8 protein-coding genes are annotated in these 10895 nt (G+C 71.8%); 2 read left to right on the forward strand and 6 right to left on the reverse strand.

Going from position 1 to position 10895, the window contains the following annotated elements:
• Nucleotides 1-32: 32 nt before the first annotated feature.
• Entirely contained in the window at nt 33-929 is an 897-nt protein-coding gene (locus ACVGV2_RS18825; protein ID WP_459163671.1) for a YceI family protein, read from the forward strand.
• A 46-nt stretch (nt 930-975) separates the two neighbouring features.
• Here ACVGV2_RS18825 and ddaH read toward each other — a convergent pair whose 3' ends face one another.
• Nucleotides 976-1941, reverse strand: coding sequence for a dimethylargininase (gene ddaH / locus ACVGV2_RS18830; protein ID WP_459163672.1), 966 nt, complete (start codon nt 1939-1941; stop codon nt 976-978).
• Nucleotides 1942-2015: 74 nt separating this feature from the next.
• On the opposite strand from ddaH, the gene ACVGV2_RS18835 reads away from it, so the two are divergent.
• Nucleotides 2016-2468, forward strand: coding sequence for an Lrp/AsnC family transcriptional regulator (locus ACVGV2_RS18835; protein WP_459163673.1), 453 nt, complete (start codon nt 2016-2018; stop codon nt 2466-2468).
• 133 nt (nt 2469-2601) lie between these two features.
• On the opposite strand, the gene ACVGV2_RS18840 is transcribed toward ACVGV2_RS18835, so the two are convergent.
• From ACVGV2_RS18840 to nuoL, 5 genes are all read right to left on the reverse strand, one after another.
• Nucleotides 2602-4437, reverse strand: coding sequence for a sunset domain-containing protein (locus ACVGV2_RS18840; RefSeq protein WP_459163674.1), 1836 nt, complete (start codon nt 4435-4437; stop codon nt 2602-2604).
• A gap of 115 nt (nt 4438-4552) precedes the next feature.
• Nucleotides 4553-5590 (reverse strand): polyprenyl synthetase family protein, encoded by a 1038-nt coding sequence (locus ACVGV2_RS18845; protein WP_459163675.1) that lies wholly within the window; start codon nt 5588-5590, stop codon nt 4553-4555.
• Between the two features lie 46 nt (nt 5591-5636).
• Nucleotides 5637-7229 carry an NADH-quinone oxidoreductase subunit NuoN gene (nuoN, locus tag ACVGV2_RS18850; RefSeq protein ID WP_459163676.1) on the reverse strand — a complete coding sequence of 531 codons (1593 nt, stop codon included), beginning with the start codon at nt 7227-7229 and terminating at the stop codon, nt 5637-5639.
• A gap of 1 nt (nt 7230) precedes the next feature.
• The gene (locus ACVGV2_RS18855) at nt 7231-8805 is read right to left on the reverse strand and encodes an NADH-quinone oxidoreductase subunit M (RefSeq protein WP_459163677.1); all 1575 of its coding nucleotides are present in this window, start codon (nt 8803-8805) and stop codon (nt 7231-7233) included.
• Between the two features lie 85 nt (nt 8806-8890).
• The gene (gene nuoL / locus ACVGV2_RS18860; RefSeq protein WP_459166053.1) at nt 8891-10879 is read right to left on the reverse strand and encodes an NADH-quinone oxidoreductase subunit L; all 1989 of its coding nucleotides are present in this window, start codon (nt 10877-10879) and stop codon (nt 8891-8893) included.
• Nucleotides 10880-10895: the final 16 nt, after the last annotated feature.

Genomic DNA, 10895 nt, shown 5'->3' on the forward strand with positions numbered 1-10895 from the left:
ACATCGCGAAGGACACGACGAAAGGGGTCTGCATGGCATTGACCAGGTTGCTGCGCCGCCGCTCGAAGCGGTCGGGCGGAAGCGGTCGCGCGGAACGCGCCGGGGCCATCCTGCCGCCGACACCGCTGGACAGCGGCATTCTCAGCGGACAGGTGCACGACGACGAGGACAGGCTGCTGCCCGACGCGACGGTGACCGTGGCCAACCGGCTCAACCAGCAGGTCGCGCAGTGCACCACCGACACCTACGGGTACTTCGTCACCGCGCTGCCGCCCGGCGAGCACCGGGTCGCGATCTCCGCCGGCGGCTACCAGCGGCTCACCCGGCGCTGCGAGATCCGCGTCAACCAGCACACCACCCTCGGTGGCGTGCAGCTGGAGCAGGACCCCGCGCTGGAGCTGCCCGAACCCGGCGTGTGGAAGCTGGACTCCCACCACACCGAGATCCGCTTCATCGCCCAGCACGTGGGCATGGCCAGGATCCACGGCCAGTTCCACAACTTCGACGGGCGGGTCGTGATGGCACCGCGCCTGGAGGACTCCCGCATCGAGGTGGTCATCGACGCCGCCAGCATCCACACCGGGGTGAAGATGCGCGACGACCACCTGCGCTCCGCCGACTTCCTGGACGTGGAGAACTACCCCAACCTGTACTTCAACAGCGACCGGCTGACCCCGCTGCGCGGGAACCGCTGGTCCGTGCACGGCGAGCTGACGCTGCGCGGCTCGTCGAGCCCCGTCGAGCTGGACGCGGTCTACCTCGGGCAGCGCCAGTTCCAGGGCCTGCGCGCCGGCGCCCGCGCCACCACGACGCTGCGGCGCGAGGACTACGCGGTGAACTGGCAGCTCACGCTCGCCAAGGGGATCGGCGTCGTCGGCCCCACCGTTGAGGTGGAGCTGGACATCCAGGCGCTGCAGCAGGAGGAGTGAGCCAGCTTCCGCGGCCGAGCGCAGCTCGGGCACCGGCCGGCGCGGCTCAGCTCCGCACCCGGCCGGTGCTCTCCCAGTCGGCGCTCTCCCGGCCGGTTCCCTCCCGGCCGGCGCTCTCCCGGCTGGCGCCTTCCCGTTCGGTGCGCACGTCCGCATCCGCGTGCAGCTCCAACGTGCAGCACTTCGGCCCGCCGCCCGCCTTGCGCAGTTCCGCGACGTCCAGCAGCGCGGGTTCGTAGCCCAGTTCGGAGAGCTGCCGCGCCAGCCCGGTGGCCTCCGCCGGCAGGATGACGTTGCGCCCGTCCGAAACGCCGTTGAGGCCCAGGCACGCCGCGTCGTGCGCCGAGGCCCGGACCGCGTCCGGGAACATCCTGCGCAGCACCTGCTGGGAACCGGCGGAGAAGGCCTCCGGGTAGTAGGCGATCCGCGCGTGCTCACCCTGCCGGAGCACGAGCAGCGCGGTGTCCAGGTGGTAGTAGAACTCGTCGACCAGCTGCAGGGACACCACCGGCACCCCGAGCGCTTCCTGCGCCTCCGCGTGCGCGCGGGGATCGGTGCGAAAACCGCTGCCGGCGAGCAGGAACCGCCCCGTCCACGCGAAGTCGCCTTCCGCCTCGTTCACGTGCGCGGGCATGACCAGGTCCCGGTAGCCGTTGGCGAGGAACCACTGCCGGAAGTGCTCGGCCTCCGGAGCTCGCTGCGGCGCGCGGAACCGCGCGCCGAGCACCTGCGAGCCGAGCACGGTGCCCGAGTTGGCCGCGAACACCATGTCCGGCAGCCCGGGAACGGGCCGCACGGTGTGCACGGTGTGCCCCAGCCGCTCGTAATGCCGGCGCAGCGCGGTCCACTGCTGCAACGCCAAGTCCGGATCGACCGGGGAGGACTCGGGGTCCATCCAGGGGTTGATCGAGTACTGGACGGTGAAGTACGTCGGCGGGCACATGACGTAATGCCGCGGGCGTCCTCCGGTGCGGAGGGCGACCTCGACATCGGGGCCGGTTCGCGCGGTCACAACTCGAAATCTAATGACTGCCTGAACAGCCTTCAATCGCTGTCCGTTGCAGCTTTTGCGGCAGAATGTTGCACATGGATGCGCTGGATCAGCAAATCGTTTCGCACCTGGTCGCGAATGCGCGTGCCAGCTACGCGGAGATCGGGGAGGCGGTGGGCCTGTCCGCGCCTGCCGTGAAGCGACGGGTCGACCGGCTCCTCGACGAAGGAACGTTGCGCGGGTTCACCGCGGTCGTCGACCCGGAAGCACTGGGCTGGGGCACCGAGGCGTTCGTCGAGGTGCACTGCAACGGCAACGTCCCGGCCGGCAACATCCGCCAGGGCCTCGAACCGCTGCCCGAAGTCGTCGCCGCCTACACCGTCTCCGGCCAGGCGGACGCGATCGTGCACCTGCGCGCGGCCGACATCCACCACCTGGAACAGGCGATGGAACGGCTGCGCGCCGTGCGCTTCATCGAACGCACCGTCTCCACCGTCGTGCTCTCGCGGATGCTGGAGCGCTCACCCGGCCCCGGCTGGGAGGCCTAGCATCGTTGGGACATTTCACCCGTTGAGAGGTGGCCGACCCGGTGTTTCGCCGTCCAGGGCGGGTGCCGGGCAAGCCGGGACGTGCAGGAGGCTCCACCACGAGAGCCCCTGAGCAGCGAGCCCGCGGCTCGCACTACCCGTTCCAGCGGTGGAAACCGGCGGTCTCCGCGTCCTCGGCGGTGCGGAACCACACGTCGGCCACGATCACGTCGTACTGCGGCGAGTCCGGCGTGTGGTACTGGCGCGACGCGGCGTGCCCCTTGATCAACGGACCCACGGATCCCGCGAGGATCTCCCCCTCCGGACCGGGGCGTGCCGCGGCGCCGGGGGTGCGGTGCGGCAGGCCCGTCCCAGCTCCCCCGGAGACCGGCTCGCGTCCGGACACCGGCACGGCGCCTCCGGTCTCCGGCGCCGCCGCTGTCCCGTCCGGCCCGGCCTCGGCGGGATCCGCTGCGGTCGGGGTCTCGTGCTGTTCGAGCGGTGCGTTCCGCGCATCCGAGGGATTCCGGGCATCCGACGGGTTCTGGGCATCCGACGGGTTCCGGACATCCGGGGGAGGCTGCTCCCCCGCCGGGTCACCGCTGTCGCGCTGCGAGCGCTCGACGCCGTCCGGGGCCACCCCGGCGAGGCTGCCGCGCACGGACATGCCGGCCCGCGTGCGCCAGCGCGAGGCCGTCGCCGCGGCCGCGCGCGCCGCCTCCTCCGACGGCCCCTCGTCCGACAGTCCCTCGTCCGACGGCCCCTCGTCCGTGCGGGTTCCGGGTTCCGCCTGCGCGGAGCGCTGCGCCGCAGTCCCCGTGCGCGCCGGCTCGTCGGGGTCCGGGCGCGCCGGCTCCTCGAGCGCGGGCTTCTGGAACCAGGTGTTCTCGCTCGTCCCCTGCTCCGCCGGTGTTCCCTGCTCCGCCGGTATCCCCTGCTCCACCGCTTCGAACGGTGCGGCGCGGTCCGGCGGGGTCGCGCTGAACCGGATCGGCAACTCCGGCTCCACCGGGACCTCGCGCGTGGCACCGCCGCCGACGAAATCCACCTGCGGCGTCGTGGCCTCGCCGGTATCGGCAGCCGAGCGCGCCGCGGCCGCGTCGTGCTCGGCCGCGCCGTGCTCGGCTGTGTCGTGCTCGGCTGTGCCCGGCTCGGGTGCGGAACGGGACGCGGCCCCGGCCCCACCGGCTCCGGCCGCGGCGGATCCGGTCCCATCGGGTCCGGCCCCATCGGATCCGGCCGCAGAGGAAGCGGTGGGATTCGGGCGCGTCGGACGGGTCGCGGGCTCGTTGAAGGTGTACGGGCGCGCGGTGACCGGACCGACCGAGAGGTCCCACTCCGCCTGCTCCGACTCGGTCTGGTGCGGTGCGCGCCACGCCGATTCGCCGTGACCGGGTTGCTCGCCGTGGCCGGGTTGCTCGGCAGGGCCGGGGTGCTCGGCACTGGGCTCCGCGACGGGAACCGCCCCCTCGGTGGGCGCATGCGGGGCGCTCCCGGCGGGTGGGGCGTTCCCGGCGGGACCGGTGCTCCCGGCGGCCAACGTGTCCTCGGTATCCGCGGTGTCCGCGGGGCTGGTCGCGGCGTGCGGGGCCCGCACCTGCGGACGCGTGCGGCTCTCGTCCGCCGGGTGCTCCCGGTCGCCCGCACCGCCCTCGCCCTCGACGGGCCCGGCCGGCGCGGAACCGGGGTGCTCCCAGCCACCGCCCTCGTCCTCGGCACCGTCGTCGGCGCCGTCGTCCTCGGGGCCGTCGTCCTCGGCACCGTCCTCCTCGGCACCGTCGTCCTCGGGGCGCCCGTCGAGGATGTCCAACGGCCGCTCCTCGCGCGGCGGCTCGGCCACCAGCTCGTCCTCGAGCCGGGCGAGGTCCTCCTCGCGGGCGCGCAGGCGCTTGCGCAGCGGTCGCACGAACAGCACGTAGTTCACGAGCACACCCAGCACGAACGCCGCGAAACTCCACAGCCAGACCTGGGTGAACAACGAGGACGTCACGTCCGCTGCCTCCTCACCGGCATCCGAGGATCGTCGTGCATGCGCGGGAACGCCGCGGCGCCCCGACGAGCGCGGCGCGGCGGCTCCGCCGTTGCGCGACTCGGGTCCGCGGGCACTACCGCGTCCGGTCCACCACGTAGTCGACGACCGCGACCAACGCGTCCCGCGCCGCACCGTCCGGCAGCTGCGCCAGCTCCTTGCGCGCGTCGCCCGCGCACTCGTCCAGCTTCGCCCGGCTCCACTCCAGCCCGTTCGAAGCGCGCAGCAGCCGCAACGCCTCGGCGACGTCGGCGTCCTCGGTCAGCGGCACTCCCAGCAGGTCCCGCAACCGCGGATCGGCGTCGGAGTCGCTCAACGCGTAGAGCATCGGCAGCGTCCGCACCCCTTCGCGCAGGTCGGTGCCCGGCGTCTTGCCGGACTCCGCGGCCGGGGAAGCGATGTCGATGATGTCGTCGGAGATCTGGAACGCCGTGCCCACGGCCTGCCCGATCCGTTCGAGCGCCTGCACGTACTCCGCCGGCGCGCCGGAGAACCACGCGCCGAACCTGCCGGCGGTCGCGATGAGCGAACCGGTCTTCTCGTGGACCACCCGCAGGTAGTAGTCGATCGCGTCGGTGCCGCCCCCCGGTCCGGCCGTCTCACGCATCTGCCCGGTGACCAGCGACTCGAACGTTTCCGCCATCTCGCGGGAGGCATCGCTGCCCAGATCGGCCATGAGCCGCGAAGCGTGCGCGAACAGCAGGTCACCGGTGAGGATGGCCACCGAGTTGTCCCAGCGGGCGTTGGCGCTGCTCGCCCCGCGCCGCATCGTGGCCTCGTCCATCACGTCGTCGTGGTAGAGCGTGGCCAGGTGCACCATCTCGATGACCGCCGCGGACTTGACCACGCCCTCGGCCCGGGGGTCGCCGAAGTGCCCCGCCAGCAACGTGAACAGCGGGCGGAACCGCTTGCCACCCGCTTCCACCAGATGCATCGAGGTGCGTTTCGCGAACTCGAGATCGCTGCGCACCGACTCGTGCAGCAACTCCTCCACGCGGAGGACGCCTTCCCGCACCGAGCCGGCCAACGCCTCGTCGACCGTCCCCAACCTGCCCGGAGCGTCAGCAACACCCCTGGTCAGCTCACTGATCGGATCACCCGCTGGCGTGCTCACGTCACCGTCGCCTTCACTCCCCGGATCGTCGCCTGCGGCGAGCACTCTACGACACGAAACCACCGATGCTCGCCCAGTCCAGGACCGGGGTGGGCCACACGCCCAACACCAGGGTCACCACGACACCGAGCGTGATCGCCGCTGTCGTGAACGCGCCCGGCACGCTGACCGTCGGCCCGTCCTCGGCGGGTTCGCGCCAGTGCATCCGCACGACCACCCGAAGGTAGAAGTAGGCCGCGACCGCGCTCGCCACCAGGGCCACCACCACCAGCGGTCCCATGCCGGCGGACCACGCGGCCTCGAACACGGCGAACTTGCCGATGAACCCGCTGGTCAGCGGAATACCGGCGAGGGAGAGCAGCAGGAAGGTGAACACCCAGGCGAGCAGCGGGGAACGTTTCGCCAAACCGTTCCAGGCGGAAAGGTGACCAGCCTCACCGCGTCCGGATCGAACCAGACTCGTCACAGCGAACACGGCGATCGTGGTGAAACCGTACGCGAACAGGTAGAACAACGTGGCCGACAAGCCCCGCCCGGTCAGCGCGATCGCGCCGATGAGCAGGAAACCCGCGTGCGCCACCGAGGAGTAGGCGATCATCCGCTTGACGTCCTGCTGGGTCAGCGCGAGCACGGCGCCGATGAGCATCGACGCCACCGCCACGACCTGCAGCACGCCGTTCCACTCCCAGCTGGAGGCCTCGAACGCCACCTGCAGCACGCGCAGGATCCCGCCGAACGCGGCCACCTTCGTGCAGGCCGCCATGAACGCGGTCACCGAGGTCGGCGCGCCCTGGTACACGTCGGGCGTCCAGGTGTGGAACGGGCCGACGGAGGCCTTGAACAGCAGCCCCACCACGAGCAGCCCCAGCCCGGCGAACAGCAGCGTGTCCGAGCGGTCCGTGCCCGCGGTGGCCTCCGCGATCGCCGAGAGCCGCACCGAGCCCGCGTAGCCGTACAGCAGCGACAGGCCGTACAGGAAGAACGCCGAGGCGAACGCGCCGAGCAGGAAGTACTTCACCGAGGCTTCCTGCGACAGCAGCCTGCGCCGCTTGGCCAGCCCGCACAGCAGGTACAGCGGCAGGCTCAGCACCTCCAGCGCGACGAACATCGTCAGCAGGTCGTTCGCCGCGACGAAGACCATCATCCCGCCGAGGGAGAACAGGGCCAGCGGGAACACTTCGGTGCGCATGTCCACCGCCGGGGCCTCGGCGCGGCTCATCGCCCCGGGACCGCCGACGCCTGCCGGCTGCGCCTGCTCCGGACCGGACTCGGCGACGAACGCCCCGCCCGGTTCGACCGAGCGGTCCGCGAGCAGCAGCACCGCGGCCAGGCTCAGCACCAGCAGCGTGCCCCACAGGAACAGCGCCGGGCCGTCCACGGCGAGGCGGTCGGCGAAGGTCACCGTCGCCGGCGCACCCGTCCGGGCGAGTACCGCGAACACGCCGATGACGATCGCCGCCAGCGTCGTGACCACCTGCCACGACCAGCGCTGGCGCCGCGGCACGAACGCCTCGATGAGCACGCCGACGCAGGCCGCACCGAAGATCACCAGCAGCGGGGCGACCCCGGCCCAGTCGATCGACGGCGGCGGCTGCGGCTGCGCGAGGACCGCGTTGCCCGCCAAGAGCCCCGTAACCACGTCAGTTACCTCCCTGTACGGCGGCGGGGTCGCTGACGCCGACTTCCTGCACGGTCGCCGCGACCGACGGGTTGATCACGTCCAGCACCGGTTTCGGGTACAGGCCCAGCCCGATCACGAGCACCACCAGCGGCGCGAGCACCGCGATCTCGCGGCCGCCCAGGTCGCGGATCCCGCGCGTGCCGGTGCGCTCCGGACGGCCGACCGCGCCGGGGCCGGGCGCGGCGGCGAGCAGCGCGTCACCGCCCACCGGGCCCTGCATGGTGCGCTGGTAGAACCACAGCACGTAGACCGCGGCCAGCACCATGCCCACCGCGGCCAGCACCGCGTACACCGGTTCGCTGCGGAACGCGCCGAGCAGCACGAGGAACTCGCTGATGAAGGAGTTCGTCCCGGGCAGCGACAGCGTGCTCAACCCGCCGACGAGCAGCATGCCGGCCAGCACCGGCGTCACCTGCGCCATGCCGCGGTAGTCGGCGATCCGGGTGGACCCACCGCGGGCGATCATCATGCCGATGACGAGGATGAGCATGCCGGTGGCGATGCTGTGGTTGACCATGTACGACGCCGCCCCCACCTGCGCCTGCATGGTGAAGGCGAAGATGCCCAGCGCGATGAACCCGAAGTGCGCGATGGACACGTAGGCGACCAGCCGGGTCAGATCAGTCTGCCCGAACGCCTGCAGCGAGCCGTAGAGCACGCCGAGCACGGCCAGCACGAGTCCGAGCGGTGCCAGGGCCTGCGCCGCGTCCGGCGCCAGCGGCAGCCCGTAGCGCAGGAAGCCGAACGTGCCGACCTTGTCGAGCACGCCGACCACGAGCACGGTCACGCCGATCGGGCTCGCCTGCGCCGCGTCCGGCAGCCACGTGTGGAACGGCACCAGCGGCGCCTTGATGGCGAAGGCGACGAAGAAGCCGAGGAACAGCCACACCTGCACCGACAGCGGCGCCTCCGCCAGCACCGGTGCCAACCGCTCCCAGTCGAACGTGCCCTGACCGGTGACCTGTGCGCTGTAGACGTACGCGCCGATCGCCGAGCCGAGCATGATCAGCCCGCCGAAGAACGAGTACAGGAAGAACTTCACCGCGGCGTACTGGCGGCGCTCACCCCGACCGTAGCCGCCGATGAGGAAGTACATCGGGATGAGCATCAGCTCGAACAGCACGTAGAACAGGAACAGGTCGGTGGTCGCGAAAACGCCGACGGTGAGGGCCTGCTGCGCCAGCAGCAGCGCGAAGAACCCGCCGTGGGTGCGTCCCGCGGGCAGCCGCTCGTTCCAGCTGTAGCCCAGCACCAGCGGCACGAGCAGCGCGATCACGGCGACCATCACCAGCGCGATGCCGTCCACCGCGAAGGCGAAGCGCACGTCGAAGGCGGGGATCCACGGCGCCGAGACGGCCAGCTGCAACCGCTCGCCCGCCGGGTCGTACGCACCCCACGCCACCGCGGCCACGACGAGTTCGACCAGCGACACGGCCAGGGCCGTCCACTTCGCCGCCGCCGGAGCGCCCCGCAGCAGCGCGACGACCACCGATCCGACCAGCGGCAGCAGGATCAGGACGGGCAACAGGGTCATCGGCTCTCCTCCCCGAGCGCGCGCACCGGGCCAAAAGCCCGCACCCCGCGGGGATCCCGCATTCCGCGGGGGGCTTGCGTGATCGTCATACCGGCACTCCCACCGCCATCAGGGCGGCGATCAGCACGATCCCGCCGACGAGCATGGACAACGCGTACGACCGGACGAACCCGGTCTGCAACCTGCGCGCGTAGTTCGACCCCACGCCGAGCACGCCGCCCACTCCGCGCACGGTTCCGTCCACGGCGAACTCGTCCACAGTCATCAGACCGCGAGTGAGCGCGAAAGCCGGCCGCACCGCCAACGCGTCGTTGAACGCGTTGCCGCCGAGATCGGCGCGGGCCGCCCGCACCAGCGGCGAAACCCGCTGCGGACGCCGCACGGGCACCTCGTCGCGCCCGAAGACCAGCCACGCCACCAGCACGCCGAGCGCGGACACGCCCACCGTCAGCACCGGGATCACCGAGTGCGGCAGCACCCCGTGCCCCTCCTGCAGCGCGCCGAGCGCCGGCCGCAGGAAGCCGACCAGCCGGTCGCCGGTGGCGAAGAACAGGCCCGCACCGGCCGAACCGATCGCCAGCAGCACCATCGGCACCGTCATCACCGCCGGGGACTCGTGCGGGTGGTACTCGGCGTTCGACTCGGTGCGCAGCCGCGCCCAGCGCCGCTCGCCGAAGAACGTCAGCAGCACCAGCCGCGTCATGTAGAAGGCGGTCAGCCCCGCGCCGAGCAGCGCCGCGCCGCCGAAGGCCCACGCGCGCCAGCCCTCCTGGGCGAACGCGGCGGCGATGATCGCGTCCTTGGAGTAGAACCCGGACAGGAACGGGAACCCGATGATCGCCAGGTAGCCGAGGCCGAACGTGGCGAACGTGATCGGCAGGTAGCGCCAGAGTCCGCCGAAGCGGCGCATGTTCACCTCGTCGGACATGGCGTGCATGATCGAGCCCGCGCCGAGGAACAGCCCGGCCTTGAAGAAGCCGTGCGTGAGCAGGTGCATGATGCCCAGCGCGTAGCCGGCCGGGCCGAGCCCGACCGCCAGCATCATGTAGCCGATCTGGCTGACCGTGGAGTAGGCCAGCACCTTCTTGATGTCGTCGTAGGCGCAGCCGATGACGCAGCCGACCAGCAGCGTCACCGCGCCGACGAGCGCCACGGCCAGCTGCCCGCCCGGCGACAGCGAGTACAGCGGGTTCGCCCGCGCGATGAGGTACACGCCGGCGGTGACCATCGTCGCCGCGTGGATCAGCGCGGACACCGGCGTGGGACCGGCCATCGCGTCCGGCAGCCACGCCTGCAGCGGCACCTGTCCGGACTTGCCGCACGCGCCGAGCAGCAGCAGCAGCGTGATCGCCAGCAGCACGCCCGAGGGCAGTTCCCCGGCGCGGGCGAACACCTCGGTGTACTGCGTCGTGCCGAGGTGCGCGAACAGCAGGAAGATCGCCAGCGCCAGCCCCACGTCGCCGACGCGGTTCATCACGAACGCCTTCGTCGCCGCGCCGGCCGCCGACGGCCGGTGCTGCCAGAACCCGATGAGCAGGTAGGAGGCGAGGCCGACGCCTTCCCAACCGAGGTAGAGCGTCACGAACCCGTTGCCGAGCACCAGCACGAGCATCGCGGCGACGAACAGGTTCATGTAGCCGAAGAACCGGCGGCGCTCGGTGTTGTCCCGCCCGGTGCGGCCCTGCTGGTCGTGGGCCATGTAGCCGGCGGAGTAGATGTGGATCAGCGCGCCCACGCCGGTGATCAGCAGCACGAACACCAGCGACAGCGGGTCGAGCCGCATGCCGAAGTCGACCTGCAGGCTGCCCACCGGGATCCACGAGAACAGGTGCAGCTCGCGCACCTGCCCGGACTGCGGCATCCCGGAGACCGATCCGAACAGGAGGAGTCCGTACGCGAAGGACGCGACGACGGTGGCGCACCCCAGCAGGTGGCCCCACCCGTCGGCGCGCCGCCCCGCCAGCAGCAGGACCAGCGCGCCCAGCGCGGGCAGGGCGATGAGCAGCCACGCGTTCTGCTGCACGCCGCCGGCCGCCTGCAGGACGTCCGCGGCCGCTGGTTCGTCGGTGAGCATCGGCCCGGTGCTGCGG

The organism is Bounagaea algeriensis (assembly GCF_054491375.1).

What these genes read in the sequence shown, in the direction of transcription:
- ACVGV2_RS18825 (WP_459163671.1), top strand. Translation starts at nt 33, where the DNA reads ATGGCATTGACCAGGTTGCTGCGCCGCCGCTCGAAGCGGTCGGGCGGA.
- ACVGV2_RS18835 (WP_459163673.1), top strand. Translation starts at nt 2,016, where the DNA reads ATGGATGCGCTGGATCAGCAAATCGTTTCGCACCTGGTCGCGAATGCG.
- ACVGV2_RS18855 (WP_459163677.1), bottom strand. Translation starts at nt 8,805, where the DNA reads ATGACCCTGTTGCCCGTCCTGATCCTGCTGCCGCTGGTCGGATCGGTG.
- nuoL (WP_459166053.1), bottom strand. Translation starts at nt 10,879, where the DNA reads ATGCTCACCGACGAACCAGCGGCCGCGGACGTCCTGCAGGCGGCCGGC.